General features: G+C 66.7%; 16 protein-coding genes. 8 read left to right on the top strand and 8 right to left on the bottom strand.

The window, feature by feature from the left end; translation table 11 throughout:
- The 4 genes from AB4879_RS03145 to AB4879_RS03130 are packed head-to-tail and all read right to left on the bottom strand — an operon-like array spanning nt 1 to nt 3,909.
- On the bottom strand, nt 1-1,479 hold the full coding sequence (locus tag AB4879_RS03145; RefSeq protein WP_370506397.1) for a flavin-containing monooxygenase: 1,479 nt from the start codon (nt 1,477-1,479) through the stop codon (nt 1-3).
- On the bottom strand, nt 1,461-2,189 hold the full coding sequence (locus AB4879_RS03140) for an SDR family NAD(P)-dependent oxidoreductase (RefSeq protein WP_370506396.1): 729 nt from the start codon (nt 2,187-2,189) through the stop codon (nt 1,461-1,463). The genes AB4879_RS03145 and AB4879_RS03140 overlap by 19 nt, the downstream gene beginning before the upstream one ends.
- Nucleotides 2,186-2,941 (bottom strand): HpcH/HpaI aldolase/citrate lyase family protein, encoded by a 756-nt coding sequence (locus AB4879_RS03135; RefSeq protein ID WP_370506395.1) that lies wholly within the window; start codon nt 2,939-2,941, stop codon nt 2,186-2,188. Before AB4879_RS03135 ends, AB4879_RS03140 begins: the two co-directional genes overlap by 4 nt.
- A complete protein-coding gene (locus AB4879_RS03130; RefSeq protein WP_370506394.1) occupies nt 2,938-3,909 on the bottom strand; it encodes a zinc-binding dehydrogenase in 972 nt (323 codons plus the stop codon). Before AB4879_RS03130 ends, AB4879_RS03135 begins: the two co-directional genes overlap by 4 nt.
- A gap of 86 nt (nt 3,910-3,995) precedes the next feature.
- Between AB4879_RS03130 and AB4879_RS03125 the strand changes: the two genes are divergently transcribed.
- Together AB4879_RS03125 and AB4879_RS03120 are read left to right on the top strand one after the other, a co-directional pair.
- Nucleotides 3,996-4,844 (top strand): SMP-30/gluconolactonase/LRE family protein, encoded by an 849-nt coding sequence (locus tag AB4879_RS03125; RefSeq protein WP_370506393.1) that lies wholly within the window; start codon nt 3,996-3,998, stop codon nt 4,842-4,844.
- Nucleotides 4,845-4,846: 2 nt separating this feature from the next.
- Complete coding sequence (locus AB4879_RS03120; protein ID WP_102808357.1) at nt 4,847-5,653, top strand: thioesterase family protein; 807 nt, start codon at nt 4,847-4,849, stop codon at nt 5,651-5,653.
- Nucleotides 5,654-5,735: 82 nt separating this feature from the next.
- Here AB4879_RS03120 and AB4879_RS03115 read toward each other — a convergent pair whose 3' ends face one another.
- Both AB4879_RS03115 and AB4879_RS03110 read right to left on the bottom strand, forming a co-directional pair.
- Entirely contained in the window at nt 5,736-7,088 is a 1,353-nt protein-coding gene (locus AB4879_RS03115) for an FAD-binding oxidoreductase (protein ID WP_370506392.1), read from the bottom strand.
- A complete protein-coding gene (locus AB4879_RS03110; RefSeq protein WP_370506391.1) occupies nt 7,085-10,474 on the bottom strand; it encodes a TM0106 family RecB-like putative nuclease in 3,390 nt (1,129 codons plus the stop codon). Before AB4879_RS03110 ends, AB4879_RS03115 begins: the two co-directional genes overlap by 4 nt.
- A gap of 158 nt (nt 10,475-10,632) precedes the next feature.
- Between AB4879_RS03110 and AB4879_RS03105 the strand changes: the two genes are divergently transcribed.
- Nucleotides 10,633-11,034 (top strand): cupredoxin domain-containing protein, encoded by a 402-nt coding sequence (locus tag AB4879_RS03105; protein WP_370506390.1) that lies wholly within the window; start codon nt 10,633-10,635, stop codon nt 11,032-11,034.
- 18 nt (nt 11,035-11,052) lie between these two features.
- Here the strand turns inward: AB4879_RS03105 and AB4879_RS03100 are convergent, their stop codons facing one another.
- Nucleotides 11,053-11,601: an LppP/LprE family lipoprotein gene (locus AB4879_RS03100; RefSeq protein ID WP_199189940.1), complete on the bottom strand. Its 549-nt coding sequence runs from the start codon at nt 11,599-11,601 to the stop codon at nt 11,053-11,055.
- 71 nt (nt 11,602-11,672) lie between these two features.
- On the opposite strand from AB4879_RS03100, the gene AB4879_RS03095 reads away from it, so the two are divergent.
- Both AB4879_RS03095 and AB4879_RS03090 read left to right on the top strand, forming a co-directional pair.
- Nucleotides 11,673-13,367 (top strand): DEAD/DEAH box helicase, encoded by a 1,695-nt coding sequence (locus AB4879_RS03095; protein ID WP_370506389.1) that lies wholly within the window; start codon nt 11,673-11,675, stop codon nt 13,365-13,367.
- The gene (locus AB4879_RS03090; RefSeq protein WP_370506388.1) at nt 13,364-14,503 is read left to right on the top strand and encodes an acyltransferase family protein; all 1,140 of its coding nucleotides are present in this window, start codon (nt 13,364-13,366) and stop codon (nt 14,501-14,503) included. Before AB4879_RS03095 ends, AB4879_RS03090 begins: the two co-directional genes overlap by 4 nt.
- An 84-nt stretch (nt 14,504-14,587) precedes the next feature.
- Here AB4879_RS03090 and AB4879_RS03085 read toward each other — a convergent pair whose 3' ends face one another.
- Nucleotides 14,588-16,063, bottom strand: coding sequence for an acetyl-CoA acetyltransferase (locus AB4879_RS03085; protein WP_370506387.1), 1,476 nt, complete (start codon nt 16,061-16,063; stop codon nt 14,588-14,590).
- A gap of 265 nt (nt 16,064-16,328) precedes the next feature.
- Here AB4879_RS03085 and AB4879_RS03080 point away from each other — a divergent pair, with 265 nt between their 5' ends.
- From AB4879_RS03080 to AB4879_RS03070, 3 genes are all read left to right on the top strand, one after another.
- On the top strand, nt 16,329-16,958 hold the full coding sequence (locus tag AB4879_RS03080) for a TetR/AcrR family transcriptional regulator (RefSeq protein WP_370506441.1): 630 nt from the start codon (nt 16,329-16,331) through the stop codon (nt 16,956-16,958).
- A 184-nt stretch (nt 16,959-17,142) separates the two neighbouring features.
- On the top strand, nt 17,143-19,566 hold the full coding sequence (locus AB4879_RS03075) for a CoA transferase (RefSeq protein ID WP_370506386.1): 2,424 nt from the start codon (nt 17,143-17,145) through the stop codon (nt 19,564-19,566).
- Entirely contained in the window at nt 19,563-21,029 is a 1,467-nt protein-coding gene (locus AB4879_RS03070) for an aldehyde dehydrogenase (protein ID WP_370506385.1), read from the top strand. The genes AB4879_RS03075 and AB4879_RS03070 overlap by 4 nt, the downstream gene beginning before the upstream one ends.
- The last annotated feature ends 3 nt before the right edge of the window (nt 21,030-21,032 follow it).

Below are 21,032 nucleotides of genomic sequence, written 5' to 3'. Positions count from 1 at the left end.
CTAGGCGTCCGGCGGGGCGAACGCGTAGTCGCGTGCGCGGAACCGGCGGGTCATGGCCCAGAACGCGCCTGCACTGCGCGGCCACTGGGTGACCACCCGGCCGTTGGGCGCCCGGAAATAGTTGCTGCACCGCGTCGTCCACACGGTGCCTTCCATCCACCGGTCGACGTCGGCCAAGAACGAAGACATGGTGTCGGGTCTCACCGCGATGTAACGTCTCCCGTTGCGGCGCAGATGCTTCAGGGTTCGCACGATGTAGCGGGCCTGCGCCTCGAGCACGAAGATCACGCTGTTTGATCCGACGTTGGTGTTGGGCCCGTACAGCATGAAGAAGTTCGGGAAGCCCGGAACGGCCATGCCCAGGTACGCGAAGGCACCGTCGCGCCAGGTGTCGTGCAGCGATCGGCCATCCTCACCGCGGACCTCGATCTGGCCCAGATAGTCGGTGGCCGCATACCCGGTGGCACACAGCACCACATCCACGTCCAGTTCCGAGCCGTCCTCGGTGACCAGTGTGCGCGCCCGCAGTGAGCGGGCCGGGCTGGACACCACCTCGACGTGCGGTTGGGTCAGCGTGGACAGGTAGTCGGCGGCAAACACCAGCCGCTTGCAGCCCAGCGGGTGGTCCGGGGTGAGCTTCGCCCGCAGTTCGGGGTCGGCGACCGAGGATTCCAGGTATCGCAGCGAAATATCCTTGAATTCTTGCGTTTTGTCGCTGCCGTTCTCGATCACGGAGATGTTGCGTTCACTGCGCAGCCACAGCCGGGTCCGGTAGAACTTCTTGGCGAACGGAATCCACCGGAAGACCCAGCGCTCCCGGTCGCTGTAGGGGCGGTCCGGCTTGGGCAGGATCCAGGTGGGGGAGCGCTGCACCGAGTACACCTTGTCGGCAACCTTGGCGACTTCGGGCAGGAGCTGCGAGGCGGTGGAGCCGGTGCCCAGCACGGCCACCCGGGCGCCGGTGAGGTCCACCGAATGATCCCAGCGTGCCGTGTGCATCAGCGTCCCGGTGAACGGCTCCTGCTCACGCAACTCGGGCAGCAGTGGGCGGGTGAACATCCCTACCGCCGAGACCACGATGTCGAAGGTGTGCCGGGCGCCGGACGAGTCGCTCAGCGTCCAGGTCTGAGTGTCCGAATCCCACTGTGCCGAGGTGATTTCGGTGTTCAGTCTCAGGTGCGGTCGCAGTCCGTGGCGGTCGGTCGAGCGTTCGAAGTACTGCAGCAGTTCGGGCTGCCCGGGCCACATTCGGCTCCACTGCGAGTTCAGGTCGAACGAGTACGAGTACAAGTGCGATTTCACATCGCACGCCAGGCCCGGATAGGTGTTGATGCGCCAGGTGCCGCCGACACCGTCCTCGCGGTCGAAGATGGTGAAGTCCCGAAACCCGGCCTTGGACAGGAAGATCCCGAGCGCCAGACCGCCCGGACCGGCGCCGATGACACCGACCGACAGGGTGGTCACCCGATCCGCAGACATTGGCCACCGTCGACGACGAGCTCTGCTCCGGTGATGAACGCCGCATGCTCGGACACCAGGAAGGCGACCGCATCCGCGACCTCCATCGGCTGACCGAGGCGGCCGCTGTAGGACCGTTCGATCAGTCGCTGCCGCGCGGTGTCGTCGAGCATCGGGGTGTCGATCGGCCCGGGGAACACCGCGTTGACCCGGATGCCGTCACCGGCGAGCTCGGCTGCCGCGATCTGGGTGAGGCCACGCAACGCCCATTTCGACGATCCGTACGCCGCGTGGAACGGGAACGGCCGGATCGCGCCGGTGCTGCACGTGTTGACGATCGCCGCGCCCTCGGCCTCCCGGAGATGGGGAAGCGACGCCCTGATACCCAGGAACGGGCCCAAAGTGTTGAACCGCCAGCTGCTTTCGAAACCCTCCGCGGTCTCCTCGGACAGCGGCGCGCGGTGCAGTACGCCGGCATTGTTCACCAGTGTGCTCAGCCCGCCGAACCGATCGACCACCTCGGCCACCGCCGCCGCCCACAGCTGCTCGGAGGTGACGTCCAATTCGACGGCGATCACCCCCGGGTCGTCGAGCTCCTCGATCTGGTTGCGCAGATCGTCGATCAGCCGGTCAGCGGCGGCGACCTGGAAGCCGTCGGCGCGCAGCCGTCTGACCAGCGCTGCGCCCTGGCCGCGCGCGGCCCCGGTGACCAGTGCGACTTTGTCACTCATTCGTGCCCCTGAGCCTCGGCGAGGTGCGCGACCGCCCCGCGGCGTAAGGCCTGTGACTCCGGGGCCAAGGTGATCAGCTGAAAGCCCAACGCGGCCAGTTCCTTTCCTGTGGTTCCATCACCGGCGTGGATGCCCGCCACGATGCCCGCCGCGGTCGCGGCCTGCTGGACACGGATGACCGCATCCCTCACCCTGGGCCGGGTGGTCGCCTTGACCACCTCGTCGCCCAAGGAGATGGCCAGGTCCGCCGGACCGACGTAGACACCGGACAGACCGGGCACCGCACAGATGTCAGAAACCGCGTCCAGTCCGGCGGCGGTCTCGATCATCGCGAACACGCTGACTCGATCGGCCAGCGCGACGGGGTCGATCCCCAGGCTGGCGCGCAGTGGCCCGAAGCTGCGGATTCCGCTGGGCGCGTAGCGGGTTGCAGCGACCGCCTCAGCGGCCTGTTCGGGACGATCGACCATCGCGACGATGATCGCATCGGCGCCGGCGTCGAGCACCCGCCCGATCGGTGCGGCAGCGGCCGAGGGCACCCGCACCGCGGTGGCGATCGGGACGTGCTCCATGCGGCGCAGGACCTGCGCCACGTCGGCGTCGTCGAGGTAGCCGTGCTGGATGTCGAAACCGACGTAGTCGTAACCGGCGTGCGCGAATTCGTCCGGACCGAGGAAACTGGGACCGGTGATCCAGCCACCCCACACCTGCGGTTTGTCGGCCAGCGCCTGCTGCAGTCTGCTGGCGGTCATGAGGCCACGATCGAAATCTTGACCCGTCCCGGGGTTGGGCGGCAGGCGAATTCGAACGCCTCCTGCACGTCGGCGATGTCGAAGGTGTGCGTGACGTAGTTGCCGAGCAGGTCGGGATGCTTGCGGGCGAACGCGTCCGCGGCGTCGAGCACTCGCCGGCGCTCCAGTGTCACACCGGATTTCAGCGTGAGATTGTTGCGCAACATGGTGCGCATACTGATCGGGTAGCTGTCGTCGTCGGGCACACCGAAATAGAACACGGTGCCGCCGAAGCCGGCCGCTTCGACCGCGTTGTTGAGGGTGGAGACCTGATGACCGACGGCCTCGATGACGACGTCGGGTTTGGCGTGCGGTGCCAGGTGCGCCACCCAGCGGTCGCTGGTGGACCGCACCACGGTGTCCACACCGAACGCCGCGCCGACGTCGTCGCGGTAGATCGGGTCTACCCCGGTGACATGCTCGGCGCCGGCGGCTTTGGCGGCAAACGAGAACAACAATCCGATCGATCCCTGCCCGATCACTGCCACCCGCTTGCCGTCCAGCGGTGGAAGTTGTTCGAGCGCATACAGAATGCAGGCCAGCGGCTGTAGGCCCACCGCGTGAGCCGGGCTCAGAGAGGGGTCGTAGGGGGCCAGCCCGTTGCCGTCGGAGATCACGAATTCCATCAGGCCGTCGAAGCCGGACGCCCAGCCGACCACGCGGTCACCGGGCTGATGCTCAGGGTGGTTGCTCGCCAGCACCTCGCCGACGATCTCGTGGACCGGGAAACCCGCCATTTCGGCCGCGAGCGCTCCGGTGTCACCGGGCAGGCGGCCCTGCACGCCTTTGAATCCGGGGATGTCGCTGCCGCAGATGCCGGCGGCCAGGAACTTCAGTAGCACCTGTCCGTCGCGCAGACGGTCATGCGGCGGATCCGGCACCGTGAGCCGTTCGAACGTGTACGGCGCGACAAGCCGATAACACCACACAGCTTCAGACCTCCGATAACGCGTGGGTCGTTGACAGTGCCACGTACGGAGCGTGACATTTGTGCGATGTTTTGTAAAGGTAGGGCATGACCGTTCTCGGCTCCTTGTCTCGCGCTCAGCTTGCCAGCGGATTCTGCTTCGGTGAAGGCCCACGCTGGTTTGAAGGCCTGCTGTGGCTCTCGGACATGCTCGGCGACGCCGTGCACACGATCAGCATCGACGGGTCGGTGACCACGGTGGAGCTGCCCGGCCACGCGCCCGCCGGTCTGGGGTTCCGTCCCGACGGCACGCTGTTGATCGTGTCCACCGAACGGCGGCTGCTGCTGGGCTATGACGGGGAAGCCGTCACCGAGGTCGCCGACCTGTCCGGTATCGCACCGGCCGGTCTCGGCGACATGGTGGTCGACGCACACGGCCGGGCCTATGTCGGATCGCAGGCCCGCGAGGGCGGCATCATCGCCCGGGTCGATCCCGACGATTCGGTGACCGTGGTAGCCGGTGACCTTGACTTCCCCAACGGGATGGCGATCACGCCGGATGGTGGCACGTTGATCGTCGCGGAATCGATCGGGCGACGGCTGACCGCCTACGACATCAACGCGGACGGGTCCCTGTCCGGGCGTCGGGTCTTCGCCGACGGGCTCGACGGTCCACCGGACGGAATCGCCCTGGATGAGGCCGGCGGGGTGTGGACGTCGATGACGTTGGCGCATCAGTTCGAGCGGGTGGTGGCCGGTGGCGAGGTCACCGATCGCATCGACATCGGCGACCGCGCGGCCATCGCCTGCATCCTGGGCGGTCCGGACCGGCGCACCCTGTTCCTGGTGTCGGCCCCCGACGCCTATCCACAGCGGCTCGTCGGCACCCGCGGGTCGGGCGTCGAGATGGTCAGGGTCGAGATCCCCGGCGCGGGCTTTCCGTCAATCGAGAGGTGACCATGACCGACAGCTACTACGAACTCGTCGACGCCGACGATCCCCGCGGGGAGAGGTTCCGGGCCACCGACATGGTTCGCAGCACCTGGACGTCGCACATCCAGCACGGCGGCCCGGTGTCGGCACTGTTGGTCCGCGCCGTGCAGCGTTGTCAGCGCCGCGACGACACGCGGCTCAGCAGGGTGGTCGTGGACCTACTGGGCCCGGTTCCCGCAGACGGTGATCTGTGGATGACCGCGACCGTCGAACGACGCGGCAAGCAAATCGAATTGGTGTCCGCCCAGATGCTCGGTACAGGTCCGGACGGGCAGCCCCGTCCGGTCGCCAGCGCGAGCGGATGGCGGATGCTGACGCTGGACACCGGAGCACTGCTGTCGGCGCCGGTCGCTCCGCTGTCACCGCGCTCGGCGGGGGTGAACCGCAACCTTGCCGACAACTTCGACCCCAATTACGTGCACAGCCTGGAGTGGCTGTGGCTGACTGACCACATGGCACCGGGTCCGGGCGAATCGTGGCTGCGGCCCCAGGTCGATCTGGTGCAGGGCGAGGAGATCACGCCGCTAGAGCGGTTGTTCGCGGTCGCCGACTGCGCCAATGGCATCGGCTCGAAGATCGACATCAGGAAGTACACGTTCCTCAACACCGATCTGGTGGTGCATCTTCACCGGGTTCCGGTCGGCGAATGGACGGGTATTCGATCGGAGACGATGTACGGGCCTGACGGCGTGGGGACTACGGTCGGGACCCTGTTCGACGACGACGGGGCCGTCGGCGTCATCGCGCAGTCGGTGTTGGTGCGCCCGCGGTAGCTCCAGGCTTAGCTCGCCGAGCGTAACGTCACGGCGCCAGAATCCGGATTCTGCCGCCCTGGCGTTACGTTCGAGGCCATACCTAGTCGAACAGCACGGCCGGATTCAGGTAGCCCGTCGGGTCGAAGGCCGACTTGATGATGCGCATCGCGGCGATGTCTTCCGCGGTGCGGGCCATCGACAGGTAGGCGCGCTTGCGGCTGCCCACGCCGTGCTCCGAGCTGACGTTCCCGCCATGTGCAGCAATCAGATTCATCATCGCGGCGTACAGGTGGGCCTCCTGTTCGGCTCCGCAGCGCAGCACGTTCAGGTGCAGATTGCCCTCACCGATATGGCCGAACAGCACCGGTATCGCGTCGGGTGCATGCTCGGCGACCAGCGCCGCGGAGTCTGCGGCAAAGGACGGGATCGCCGACAAGGGCAGGGAGACATCGAATTTCAGCGGTGGCCCGAACAGTCCGACCACCTCGGCGGTGGACTCCCGAACCAGCCAGAGCCGCTGCTGGGCGGTGCTGTCGACGCCGACGGCAGGCTCACCGGCCAGCTCGGCGTCCTCCAGCGCATCGGCCAGTCGCTCGGTCAGATCGGTCTCACCGGCCAATTCGATCAGCAGCAGCCACCCGCCGTCGGTAGGCACCGGTACGTCGAGGTGCTCGGCCGCGAGTGCCGCCGCCCGTCCGTCGATGAGTTCAAGGGCCGCAATCGATTCGGTGTCACGCAGCGCGCGCCCCGCGCTCACCAAGGCCTCCAGGTCACGGAATCCGCATACCGCCGTCACACGATGCGCGGGCACCGGGTGCAGCCGAAGGTCCAGCGCCGTGATGACGCCCAAAGTGCCCTCGGCGCCGATGAACAGCGAGGCCAGGTCGTAACCGGTGTTGTCGGCTCGCACCTGGCTGTGCCGGTGTACCACCGATCCGTCGGGCAGTGCGATGTCCAGGCCGAGCACCTGTTCGCCCATGTTGCCGTAACGGACGGTGCGCAGGCCGCCGGCGTTGGTGGATGCCATCCCGCCGGCGGTGGCCGAATCCCGCGCGGCGAGGTCGACACCGAACAGCAGGCCGGCCGCAGCTGCCGCGCGCTGGACGGCCGCCGCGGTCACGCCGGCGCCGACCCGGATCCGCCGCTCGACGACGTCGACATCGCCGATCTGCGTGAGCCGTTCGGTGGACAGCAACACGTCATAGTGCTCGGGAACGGTTCCGGCCACCAGCGACGTGCGGCCGCCCTGGACCGTCACGCACACCCCGGACTCGCGGCACTCCCGCAGCACCGCGGCGACCTCGTCGGCCGAGCCGGGCCGCACCAGCGCGCTGGCCCTGCCGCGGTAACGCCCGGTGTAATCGACGCTGCGGCCGCCCAGGACGTCGGGGTCGGTGACGACGTGCGCCTCACCCACGATGGCCCGGAGCCGTTCGGCCAGCGAAGAACTCATGCCGTGGGTTTACCACACATGGCCAGGAATGCCCCCAACTCCACCAACCCCGCCGGCGTGGAGGGCAGATAGTCGGTCAACAGTGCCGAACGCACAATCACCGCCGCATACTTGGCCCGGCTCACCGCGACGTTGAGCCGATTGCGGTTGAGCAGGAACGAGATTCCGCGTGGCACCTCGGCGATCGAGGAGGCCACCAGCGTCACGAACACCACCGGGGCCTGCCGACCCTGGAATTTGTCCACCGTCCCTGCCTGCACGTCCGAGAGCCCGGCCGCGTCGAGCAGCCGCCGCAGCAGCACCACCTGCGCGTTGTACGGCGTCACGATGAGCACGTCGGCGGCGGTCAGTGGCCGGGTGCCCTCTTCGTCGGTCCAGGCCGATCCCAGCATGTCCCCGATCGCGGCGACGATCGCCTCGGCCTCTTCGCGGCTGTCCGTCGAGTTGCCGTCGTGGTCGACGGTCATTACCTGGACGCCGGGCTCGGCACCGTCGAGGTGGCGGGCCGCGGTGCGCTCCTCGACCGAGTGCAGTCGATTGCCGTAGGACAGCCGTGACACCGCGGCACACACTGCCGGATGCATTCGGTAGGAGCGATCCAGAAAGTAGCCGAGATCCTCAGGCAGCGTGTGCTGCCCGTCGACCAGCCAGCCGAGGGCCGAGGCGTCCACCGGTTCAGGGTGGGTGCCCTGGCTGACCTGGGGGAGTTGCTGTGGATCGCCGAGCAGCAGCAGGTTGGTCGCGGATTGCGCGACGGCGATCGTGTTGGCCAGGCAGAATTGGCCGGCCTCCTCGATGACCAGCAGGTCCAGGCTGGCCGGGGGTACCCGCGACGAGTTCGCGAAATCCCATGCCGTTCCGCCGATCACGCAGCCGTCGTTGTCGGTGATGAACGCGGGATAGGTCTTCTCGTCGATATCGGTCCACGGCCCCTCGCCGCTGGGTTTCTTGGCGACCAGGGCCGGGCCCACGCCGGCGCCGATGATGTCGCGAAACAGGTTCTCCACCACGGCATGTGACTGCGCGACAACGCCGATGCGCCAGTGGTGCTCGTTGACCAGGGCGGCGATGACCCGGGCGGCGGTGTGCGTCTTGCCGGTGCCGGGCGGCCCGTGGACCGCCACGTACGACGAATCCAGCGCCAGCAGTGCGGCGGTGATGTTCGCGACGCAGTCCTCGGTACGCGGCAGCGGCCCACCGGTACGGGGTGGGCGTCGCAGCAGGATGTCGACCACCGGCGACTGCGGCAGCGCGGGCAGTCCGGCCGCGATCTGGCCGGCCGCCGCGTCGATCGATTCGCGCAGCGCCTTCGTCGGAAACGGCGGACCCGGCGTCAGCGCGAATGGGACAGCATCGAAAATGCCACCGCTCTTCGGTTCTCGTTCCATCACCAGCACCTCGGTCGGTGCGGCCGGGTCGTCGCACCCGAGCACGGTGACCGAGGAGTACGCCCGTCGCTCCGGGTCGTCGGACAGCCCGGGCGGGCTGGGCGGCTGGTACATGGCGTACATGTCGCGGTCGAGCTCGCCGGCCGCGATCGAGCCGGTGAATATCAGCCGGCGCTGCTGTTTGCGGGCTCGCGGCGGCACGTTCCAGTCGGTGTCGACAGTCACGCCCTCGGCGAGGAAAACGCCGGGGGTGTCCGACCATTCGTCGACGGGACTGTTGAGCCGGTCGAAGTGGCCCCACCAGAACGGCTTGTCCTCGCGGCGGTGATACCCGCGGGCCGCGGCGATCATCGCCACCGCCCGCTGCTCGGGACTGCGCGCGGTGACGTCGTCGCCGGCGAACGCGCCCAGTGCACGGGACAGATCATCGTCGATGTCGAGGTGCTCGCCGTCGGCCACCGGTTGTGCGCCCAGCGGCGGGACGCCGGCCTCAAAGGCGCGCTGCAGCAACCAGTCCCGCAATATCCGGGTGGACCGGCAGTCGTAGAGGTTGTAGTCCTCGATCTGCTTGAGTACCGTCGCGGCCTCGTCGGCCTGGCCGTCGGCAAGCAGTTCGCAGTAGCGGGCGTACTCGGTGATCGAGTCGGTGGCGGTGGTGACATCACCGGCCCGAAGCTCGGCTCCCATGTACAGCGGCTCGAGTGACTTCAGGCTGTAGTTCTCGGTGCCGACCCGAATGCTCTTGCGCACCAACGGATACAGGTCCACCAACACGCCGTTGCGTAACAGATCGTCGACCTCGTTCTCGCCCTCTCCGTAGCGTCCGGCCAGCCGCAACAAGGCTGTCCGTTCGTATGCCGCGTAGTGGTAGATGTGCATCTTCGGGTACCGCTTGCGGCGCTTGCGCACCATGTCCAGGAAAGCCTTGAGCGCCTTGCGTTCTTCGCGCCGGTTATGGGCCCACAGCGGCCGGAAGTCCCCGCCCGCGCCGAGCACCCCGAACATGTACTCCAAACCCCAGTCGGTGCCGTCGGCCGTCCACAGCGGGTCGCCCTCGAAATCGAAGAACAGGTCACCCCTGTCCGGATCCGGAAGCAGCATCAGCGGCTGCGGATCGGCGACCTCGTACGGCGGTTTGCCGGCCGCCCGCGGGGCGATCTGCAGCCGGGCTTGGCCTCTCAGTGTGTCGACCATCCGGGCCGGCATGTCCGGCACCGGACCGCTGTGCTGGGCCAGCTGGTGCAGCGTGGTGATGCCGGCATCGAGCAGGCGTGCGCGCTGGCTGACCCGGATACCCGCGACCAGCAGCAGGTCGTCGGACTCGCGCACCTGCGTCTCGCATTCCGGGCAGCGCATGCACGCTCGCACGGTGTCGTCGGACCAGCTGACCGCGGTATCGCCGGCCAGGTGGCGATCCAGCAGCCCCTGCAGCTCGGCGCGACGGGAACGGTAGACCGGCAGCAGTTCGTCGACGCGGTAGGAGGTCGTCGACCCGTTGCCCAGGACCAACTCGACCTCGTCGTGGACGGGCACGCCGGCCGCCGCGAGTGTCTCGGCGTACGCGGCGAGCTGCAGCAGCGCCTCGACCTTGACCGACCGGGCGAGTTTGGTGTCGCGCAACCGGTACCGGTCACCGTCGAGCACCAGGAAGTCCGCGAATCCGACGAAACGGCCGTCGAACATGGCGGCCTGGTAGATGACGGGTGCGCGCCGTTCGACCGCGCGCATCGTGGCCTCGGCGGCCGCGGTCAGTCCGGCGACTGAGTAGGACGGCCTGCCGATGACGGCGACATCGGCCAGTGAGCGCAGCTCATCGAGATGACGCTGCTCATGTTGGTCGCCGAGCTCCGCGGTGCGGGCCAGCAGCTCGTCTTCGACCGACACCGCGGGGCCGCGGCCGAGCTTGGCGTCGAAGGCGCGCAGCAGCGCGTACTCGCATCGCGCGGCGGCGGCGAGGTCGGAGGCACTGTAGACGACCCGGTCGTCGGCGACGAACACAGACTCACTGTAGGCCTGGCGACCGACGGCCTCGGGCGTGGCGAGTATGAGCGTTTCAGAACCGTGCCGTGCGGGGACTCGTACCGTGTATTCGTTCGGCTGTTCGCGGATTTTGAGGTTGACGGCCGGCCGGACGCATACCGGTGGGAGGAAAGATCATGGGGCGCACAGCGATACTGATGTCGACATCGCTGCTTGCCGCGGCGTTGCTGAGCGGGTGTGGCGGCAACTCGCAACCGTCGCCTCAGCCTGCGGAGCCGGTTACGTCGGCGGAGTCGGCACCAATCTCGTCGACCGTCGCCCCGGCCGCCGCGGGCGACATCGTCATCTCGAACATGAGCTACACGGTGCCGCCGTCAGTGAAACCGGGCCAACGGTTGACGATCGTCAACAACGACTCCGAGAACCACACCGTCACCGCCGACGCGAACGATCTCTTCGACGTCCGAATCTCGGGTGGCGGCGGCAGGGAGACTCTGACGGCCCCGACGACGCCGGGCACCTATCCGTTTCACTGCAAGTACCACGCCAACATGCAGGGCGTGCTGACCGTCGCCTAGTGGGAGCGCATCGACGCCTCAGCCGTTGCCGATCAGCTCCACGCCGTTGCCGTTCCAGCGGAATTTCACCACGCTCTGCATGCCCAAGCCGTTGACGTAGGACAGCGCGACGGTGTCGCCGGTGCTTTGTGTGGTGTCGACGCCGTTGAAGCCGTAGGTGTCGGGCACCCCGGTCGGGATGAACTTGCCGAGATGGAACATCACCGCCCGGGTGTTCGGATTGGCGGCGTTGGTGTTGGCCTTGATGATGATGGCCGACAGTTGCGCACACTCGTTGTAGTTGCCGGCTATCGGGACCGGGTACCAGCCCTGGTTGCTGTTCGGGTCGCGGGGGAGTTCGGAGACGGTCTGCGCGATGGCCGGCGCTGCCAGATTCACCGCGCACGGGTCCGGCGGCGGCGTTGTGGTCGTCGTCGGCGGTGGTGGCGGCGGGGGCGCCTCGGTGGTGGTCACCGCGCTCGTCGTCGGCTGCGGAGTCTTGGCCACCGTCGAGTCACCGGAGCTACAGCCCGCGAGTGCCGCGGTCAGCGCGACTGCCGCCGCAGCTATCGGTAGGCGATCCCACACACCGGCGACGGTACCGGCCTTCTGGAGCAGAAGCGGGTTACGGCACGCTGCGGCAGTAGACTGCAGATCCGATGACAACCCCGGACGACGCCCCCCAGACCTTCGCCGACCTGCAGATCCACCCCGCGGTGCTGCAGGCCGTTTCCGATGTCGGCTACGAGACCCCCTCCGCGATCCAAGCCGCCACCATCCCGGCATTGCTCGCCGGCTCCGACGTGGTGGGCCTGGCGCAGACCGGCACCGGCAAGACGGCGGCCTTCGCGATCCCGATCCTGTCCAAGATCGACCCCGCCAGCCGCACCACTCAGGCGCTGGTGCTGGCGCCGACCCGTGAGCTGGCGCTCCAGGTTGCCGAGGCGTTCAGCCGCTACGGCGCCCATCTCAAGGTCAACGTGCTGCCGATCTACGGCGGCTCCTCCTACGTGCCGCAGCTGGCGGGCCTCAAGCGCGGCGCGCAGATCGTCGTCGGGACGCCGGGACGCGTCATCGACCACCTGGAGAAGGGCAGCCTCGACCTGTCGCACCTGGACTATCTGGTGCTCGACGAGGCCGACGAGATGCTGCAGATGGGGTTCGCCGAGGATGTCGAGCGCATCCTGGCCGACACTCCCGAGTACAAGCAGGTCGCGCTGTTCTCGGCGACCATGCCGCCGGGCATCAAGAAGATCACCACCAAATACCTGCACGATCCGGTCGAGGTCACGGTCAAGTCGAAGACCCAGACCGCCGAGAACATCACCCAGCGCTATTTCCAGGTGTCGTATCCGCGCAAGATGGACGCGCTGACCCGGCTGCTCGAGGTCGAGCAGGGCGACGCGATGATCGTGTTCGTTCGCACCAAGCAGGCCACCGAAGAGGTCGCCGAGAAGCTGCGGGCCCGCGGGTTCGCCGCGGCGGCCATCAACGGCGACATCCCGCAGGCCGTGCGCGAGCGCACGATCAGCCAGCTGAAGGACGGCACGATCGACATCCTGGTCGCCACCGACGTGGCGGCCCGCGGATTGGACGTCGAGCGCATCTCGCATGTGGTGAATTTCGACATTCCGCACGACCCGGAGTCCTACGTCCACCGCATCGGGCGCACCGGCCGGGCCGGCCGCTCGGGTACCGCGCTGTTGTTCGTCACCCCGCGGGAACGCCACCTGCTGAACTCGATCGAGCGAGTCACCCGGCAGAAACTGGTCGAGGGCCAGCTGCCGTCGGTCGAAGACGTCAACGCCCAGCGGGTGGAGAAGTTCCGCGACTCGATCGCTGAGGCACTGAACGCACCTGGGTTCGAAATGTTCCGCAGGCTGATCGAGGATTACGAACGCGACAACGACGTGCCGATGGTCGATATCGCCGCTGCGCTGGCGCTGCAGAGCCGCGACGGCGCGGAATTCCTGATGACCGAGCCGCCGCCGGAGAAGCGGCGGGAAAAGCCCGACCGACCCGAACGGGGCGACCGCGATCGCCCGCCACGCAAGACCCGCGACGACCTGGCCACCTACCGCATTGCCGTTGGCAAGCGGCACAAGGTCGGTCCGGGGTCGATCGTCGGGGCGCTGGCCAACGAAGGTGGCTTGCACCGGAGCGATTTCGGCCACATCACGATCAAGCCTGATTTCTCGTTGGTCGAGCTGCCCGCCAAGCTGTCCAAAGAGACACTGAAAGCCCTTGAGAAGACTCGTATTTCCGGGATCCTGATCGATTTGAAGCCGGATCGCGGCAACCCCAGGTACGACTCGCGGCCCTCCGGCGGGAAGCCTCGGCGCACGAGCCGATGATCGCGTCCAGCCAGGTCGACCAAGGCGGACTGGAAGCAGTCTCGGGTGTCGACCGGGTCGCCTCGCTGACCGGTGTCCGGGCGGTGGCGGCGTTGCTGGTGCTGGGCACGCACGCCGCCTACACGACCGGAAAGTACACGCACGGCTTTGTGGGCCTGGTGTATTCGCGCCTGGAGATCGGCGTTCCGATCTTCTTCGTGCTGTCGGGCTACCTGTTGTTCGGTCCGTGGGTGCGCGCCGCCGCGGCCGGGCAGGGGGCGCCGTCAGTGCGCCGGTATGCCTGGCACCGGGTACGGCGCATCATGCCGGCCTACGTGATCACCGTGCTGGCCGCCTACCTGATCTACCACTTTCGGACCGCCGGGCCGAATCCCGGCCACACCTGGATCGGCCTGCTGCGCAATCTCACGCTGACCCAGATCTACACCGACAACTACATGTTCAACGGCTATCTGCACCAAGGGCTCACGCAGATGTGGAGCCTTGCGGTCGAGGTCGCGTTCTACGTCGCGCTGCCCGTCCTTGCGTGGTTGCTGTTGGTCGTGGTGTGCCGCCGGCGGTGGCGTCCCGGACTGCTCCTGGCCGGGCTTGCGGTATTGGCGCTGATGAGCCCGGCCTGGATGGTGCTGGTGCACACCACCGACTTTTTACCCAGTGGTGCTCGGTTGTGGTTGCCCGGTTATCTGGCCTGGTTCATCGGCGGCATGCTGCTGACGGTGTTGCAGGCCATCGGAGTTCGGGTGTTCGGGTTCATCGCTGTGCCGCTGGCCGTCGTCTGCTTCCTGATCGTGTCCACCCCGATCGCCGGGGAGCCGACCACGTCACCGACCGGTATCGCCGAGGCGTTGGTGAAGACCGTGTTCTACGCCGTGATCGCGACGTTGATCGTCGCGCCGCTGGCGCTGGGCAACCGCGGCTGGTACGCCCGCGCGCTGGCCACCCGGCCGATGGTCTGGCTGGGCGAGATCTCCTACGAGATCTTCCTGGTCCACCTGGTGGTGATGGAGATCGCGATGGTCGAGGTGCTGCGCTGGCCGGTCTACACCGGTTCCGCGCCTGCGCTGTTCGTGGTCACGCTGATCATGACGATCCCGGTGGCGTGGCTGCTGCACCGGTTCACCCGCGTGCGCACCTAGTCCTTGCGTTGAGATCGCATCCAGAGCGAAGAATCTGCGAGATTCTCGCTCTCAGTGCCGTTTCAATGGCGTCTTCGTCTCCGCTTATTCCAAGGCAGCGATGCCCTCCGCACTGACGGTCACCCTGGCGCCGGTGATGTCCTCGGTGACGGTCGCCGCCGCCTGAGACGGATCGGTGATGACAGCTAGTGCGCGGCTGCCCGTCGGGGTGCGGACCGCAACGAAGGCCTTTTCCGCGGTGTCCTCACGTGTGAATGGGGTGGTCCACGTTTCCACCATGCCGGTGCCGACCCACCTGTCTTCGGCGACCACGGTTGGTTCGGCGTCGACAGCTGATTGCACGTTCTCCCAGCGGAATTCATCGGTGGGCGGCTTGGTTCCGTAGATCCCGAAACTGTGTTTGGTCAGATACCCGCCATTGGCGGTGATCAGCCCGACCGAGCCGGACGCGTCGGTGAGTCGTTCGGCCATCGTCGCGATGGAATGCGACACGTAGTTGTTCCACGGTCCACCGGCGAAGGTGAGTCCCCCGGTGACGGTGAGTGGTCGGCGTGAATCATCGATGGGCAGGCCCAATTCATTGGCTCCCACCTGAACGGCGCTCGGGAAACAAGAATAAATGTCGATCAGATCGACGTCATCAATGCCACGCTGGGCCAGCTCCAGCACCCGCTTACCGCCGATGCGGATACCCGGGGACGCACCGAAACTAGCCCGCTGCCCGATCAGAAATGTGTCGTGCGCGTCGGTGCCCGCGTACGGGAACACCCACCGCTCCCGCGGAATCCGAAGATGCTGCGCCTTGGCTGCCGATGTCAAAATCAGTGCGGCACCCTGATCAACCATGTTGTTGGAGTTCATCAACTTGGTGTAGGGCCAGCTGATCATCCGGTTGGACGGGCCTTGCTGCCAGATCTGCTCGGGCGGTACCGCCGTACGGTTCCAGGCGTGCGGATTGTCCCGGGCCACCTCGCTGAACCGCGCCCACAATGCCCCGATGCGCTGCCGATGCGCATCGGCGGACTCCCCGGACGCGATACGCAATGCTTGCTCGAACATCGGATACACGTACGCAGGACGGTCGAGCGCGATCCGGGCCTCCGCGGGTCCGGCCAATGCGAACTCCTCGTCGGCCCCGGTGGGCAGCGGCACCGACTCGTCCTGTTTGGTTCCGACCAACTTCTCACCCCGTGCCCGCATCCGGGTACGGCTGCGCCAAGTTTCACCACCAGCGATCAACACCACCTCGTTACGCCCCTGCTGAATGTCCAGGCACGCCTGGTTCACCAGTGACTGCGGAACGTTGCCACCAATACTGGTGTAGCGGGTCGCCGCGTCCGGGGCGCCGATGCGCTGGGCCAACAACAAGCCCGCATCCCGATACCGCCACGACAACAGATTTACGACCCTCACCGCATCAACGGCCTCGAGCACTCGTGAAGCCGCAGAAACCCGCGCCGCCTGCTCCATCAAATCCACCGGTTCGGTGACCGCACTTTCTTGGCGTTGGTTGACCTGGCCATAACCGACGAGTACCGGAGTGCGGGGGTTGAGGGACATGTCCGGAGTCTAATCACTATAGGTAAAGTGTTTGGACCGCTGGTGGGATTGGCTGCCAGGCGGCGGCTATCGGAGCACAGTTGCACTGCTGCCATCCCGCTTGTCTCCTTCACGATTTGTAATACCAGGTAGCAAACGTGCTGCGCCACAGATTGTTATGGCCTAACATCGGTAGATAAGATGCCAAGCGGTCCGCATGACCGGTGAGTCAAGGAACGCATGAGCACAGAATCTCAGTCGATCGTCGATCCGGGTAGGGTCTGTGATGGCCCGACCCGATAAGCCTCTGGTGAGCCGCTCGACTGCGGTGCTGGCCGCGGTGGAGATCATTGGTGCCGAAGGGCTGGACGCCTTCACAATGCCGCGGCTGGCCGATGAATTCGGCATCCGAGTGCCGTCGCTGTATCACCACTTCCGCGACCGGGACGACGTCCTGCTCGCGGTGGTGCGGCATGTCGCCGGAACCGCTGTCGCGACGTCAGAGGTCGTGCCGGGCCCCGACTGGCCAGACTTCTTCGTTGCACTGGCGGTGAACTTTCGACGGTCTTTCATGTTGCACACCAACACTGCGCCGCTGCTGTTGCGCTACCGCCCGCGTGATCTCCTGCCGGGCGGGTACGAGGCCGCGGCAGCGTTCTTGAAACGGTCCGAAGTGCCGGTGGCACTGCATATCCGCATTCTCGACGGTATGGAGACGCTGCTGATCGGGGCTGCCCTCTGCGAACTCATCAATCCGGCGCTAGATGCGGATACCAGTTTTCACAGCTGTGATGTCGAACCGGGCTCCGCTTTGGCCAGCGCACTGAAGGCCTGCGATCTAAGCGCCGATGCGATGTTCGAGGGCAAGGTGCGCGCCTTCCTGCTCGGCGCGACACAGACAGTGCGGACGAGCTGACGATGCTTCTCCGTTAAACCTAATGCCATGAGGTATTGACTGCGGCGCGCACACCTGCATACTGTGATCGCAGGCCGCGCCGTCCGCCGTGTGGCGCCTTTGCGCGGCGCACGCGATCGCCGAACGAGACGAGTCGGGGCGCCCATGCATTACGCCGATGCGGTGGCTGAGAGGAGTGCGAACAGTGACCTGGGCATCGACAGATGCGCCACTGGCCGGACTGCGGATCGTGGACACCACGACCGGCGAGGTGGCCCAGGTGACCCGCCTGCTGGCCGATCTGGGCGCTGACGTCGTAAAGGTCGAACCTCCTGGCGGGTGCGAAGAACGCCGCCGACCGCCGCTGATCGACGGTCAAAGTGTCGCCTTCGCGTTGCACAACGCCAATAAAAGAAGCGTCATCCTGGACGCTTCCGATGACGGCGACCGTGAAATATTCCTGGCCTTGGTGGGTGCCGCCGACATCATCGTCGATAGCGGAAATCCGGGACAGGCCAGCGCATTCGGCGTTCCTATCGTGAGCCTGGCTGATCGTTACGAGCATTTGGTGGCAATGTTGGTGACCGATTTCGGCACGCAGGGGCCCCGCTCGCACTGGCGCGCCGATGATTCTGTGCTGGTAGCGATGTCGTCAGTGCTGTCCCGTTCGGGTGCGCCGGACGGCCCACCGGTACTGCCGCCGGCGGATATCGCCTCATCCACAGCCGCTGCTCAGGCGGCGTGGGCGGTGCTGCTTGCCTACTTCCAGAGGTTGCGAACAGGGCACGGTGAGTATGTCGATTTCTCCCGCTATGACGCCGTGTTGCAGGCACTCGATCCACCATTCGGCGCGCAGGGGCAGGCTGCCGCGGCGCGCGGGCTCAGCACCGCGCGGCGCGGTCGGCCTAAGAACCAGGACTCCTACCCGATCTTCGCCAGTAGGGACGGCTGGGTGCGCATCTGCATCTTGTCACCTCGACAGTGGCGCGCTATGCGCGCGTGGCTGGGCGAGCCGGCCGAGTTCCAGGACGTGAAGTACGACAGCATCGGCGCCCGCGCAGCCGATTTCGACAGAATTCGCATAATGATCGCAACGCTGTTCGCGCGATACTCCGGCGAGCAACTCGTCGCCGAAGGCGCCGCGCGGGGAGTGCCGGTCGCGGCCATCCTGACTCCAGCAGAGGTAATGGAGTGTGGGCATTTCAACGCCGTGTCGGCATGGACCGATGCCGCCATCACCGACGAGGTGATCGTGACGGTTCCCGACGGCTGCGTAGTGGTCGACGGTGAACGCGCCGGTGTGAGGTGGTTGGCGCAACGAGCCGGTAGTGCAGAACCGGTGTGGCCGGAGCGGCCCGCGACGGTGACCGGTGTGGAAGCCGCGGCGCGCCCGCTCGACGGCGTGACGATCCTGGATCTCGGGGTAATCGTCGCCGGGGGAGAGCTGGGCAGACTGTTCGCCGACATGGGCGCCGAGGTGATCAAGATCGAGAGCCCCTCGTACCCCGATGGACTGCGGCAGGCGCGTCCGGGCCAGATCATGAGTGAGTCGTTTGCCTGGACGCGCCGCAATCAGATGGCGCTGGGACTGGATCTGCGCGCAGACGCCGGTGCGGAGGTGTTCAGACGACTTGTCGCCGACGCAGATGCGGTATTCGCCAACTTCAAGCCGGGAACCCTTGCCGCGCTGGGTTTTTCATTCTCTCAGCTGAAGGAGATCAACCCGCGACTGGTATTGACCGAAAGCAGTGCCTTCGGGGACGACGGCCCGTGGAGCTCCCGGCTCGGCTACGGTCCGCTGGTACGGTCCTCCACGGGCATCACCCAGCTGTGGGCCACCGAGGATCCGCCGCGCACGGACTCGCCCTATCCGTTCTCCGACGCCGTCACGGTGTACCCCGATCACCTTGTGGCGCGCTTGGCGGCGATTTCGACTCTGGCCGCGCTCACTCGACGTCGCCGTACCGGTGGTGGGGCACAGATTCACATCTCCCAGGCCGAAGCAGCGGTCAGTCAGCTAGACGCGCTCTACACGACATCGTGGGCGCGGGCCCGCGGCACCTCGGTGACCGAGGATCTGACCCTGCATGGCGTCTATCCGTGCGCTGGTGACGACGAATGGTGTGTCGTGACCGTAGGTTCCGATCGCGACTGGAGTGCTGTCCTACAGGCACTCGAAGCCGCCGGACTCGACACCGATCCACGATTCGGCTCAGCCCCTCAACGCTGGCGGCACCGCGTCGAATTGCACAGTGCGCTCGCGAATTTCACCTGGCGGCACGATGCTCATGCTCTCACCGAGGCGCTGCAGCAGACCGGTGTTGCGGCCGCACCCATGCTGCGGGGCAGTGACATCATCGATGAGCCGCAGGTGCGGGCCCGCGCCCTGTACACGGAGATGACGCATCCGTTGTTCGATGTGCCGCTGCCGACTGAGACAGGTCCGGCGCAGTATCGGCGCATTCCGCCGGCTGACCTACGCCCGGCCCCGCAACTCGGCGAGAACACAGTCGAAGTGTGTCGGCGGCATCTGCAGATGGACGGCGCGGCGGTCGACCGTCTCATCGCCGCGGGTGTCCTGTACGCACCGACCGCTGCAACTTCGATTGTGAAGGACTCACTGGCATGACGTTATCGAGCCAAGCGCCTGCCGACACCGACACCGCCCGCATCTTCATCGGTGGCACGTACCGCGAAGCCGCGCGGACCATTCCGGTCATCGATGCGGCCACTGGCGAGGCTTTTGCCGACGGCCCCAACGCCACGACGTCCGATGTCGACGATGCTGTGGCCGCGGCGCGGGAGGACCCCGCGCTGCGGTGGGCGTCCGCCGCGCCTGCGGAGCGCGCCGAGGTGCTCAAGCGGTACGCCGCGGCGCTGCGGTCCCGCGGTGAGGACACCGCGCGGATCGTCTGCCGCGAGAACGGCATGCCGATCACCTTGTCCCGTGCGGTGAACGGGATCTTCCCGGCTGCGCTGGTGGGCTACTACGCGAAGTTGGTCAAGGCGTGGGAGCCTGAGGAAACCCGTCCGGCTCTGGTTGGGCACACCGTGGTGCGGCGTGAGCCGGTCGGCGTAGTGGGGGCCATCACGCCCTGGAATTATCCACAGGCACTGGCGATTATGAAGATCGCACCGGCTCTCGCCGCCGGGTGTCGCGTGGTACTCAAGGCTGCCCCCGAGACCGCACTGGATGCGCTGGTGTTCGCCGACGCGGCCGTCGAGGCGGGTCTCCCGCCGGGAGTGCTGAGCGTCGTGCCCGGGGACAGCGAAGCCGGCGCCCATCTGGTGAGCCATCCCGGGATAGACAAGGTGGCGTTCACCGGATCCACCAATGCCGGTCGGCTCATCGGCGCCGAGTGCGGTCGACTGATCAAGCCGGTCACCCTGGAGCTCGGTGGCAAGTCCGCGGCGGTGATCCTCGACGACGCCGATCTGGAGGCGACGGTGGCTGGCTTGCGGACTGCGTCGTTCGTCAACAACGGTCAAACGTGCCATCTCAGTTCGCGCATTCTGGTTCCGAACTCGCGCTACGCCGAATTCGTCACCGCCATAGCCAACTTGGCGACAAGCCTCAAGGTCGGCGACCCGCTCGACGAGACGACCGATGTCGGTCCGCTGGTCAGTGCTCGGCAGCGGGACAAGGTACTCGAGTACATCGAGATCGGCCGCAGCGCAGGGGCCCGGCTCGTTGCGGGTGGCTCGGTGCCGCGGGACCGGCCGCACGGCTGGTACGTCGCTCCCACGGTCTTCGCCGATGTCGACAATCGTGATCGAATCGCTCAGGAGGAGATCTTCGGCCCGGTCATCACCATCATCGGCTATGACGACGAGAGCGAAGCAATCAGGATGGCGAACGACACCGAGTTCGGCTTGGCCGGCACGGTGTGGTCGCGCGACACCGGGCGAGCGCTGGAAGTGGCCCGGGCGATGCACACCGGCTCGGTGGGAGTCAATCACTATCAGCTGGATATCCAGTCGCCATTCGGCGGTGTGAAATCCAGCGGTTTAGGCCGTGAGCTCGGTCCGGAAGGTCTGGACGCCTATCGGATCACCAAATCGATCTACTGCGCCGACCCGATCTCAGGTTAGGGC

Source organism: Mycobacterium sp. SA01, assembly GCF_041287105.1.
In the GTDB taxonomy this organism is placed as follows: Bacteria; Actinomycetota; Actinomycetes; order Mycobacteriales; family Mycobacteriaceae; genus Mycobacterium.
This window is presented reverse-complemented; position numbering and strand designations above follow the sequence as displayed.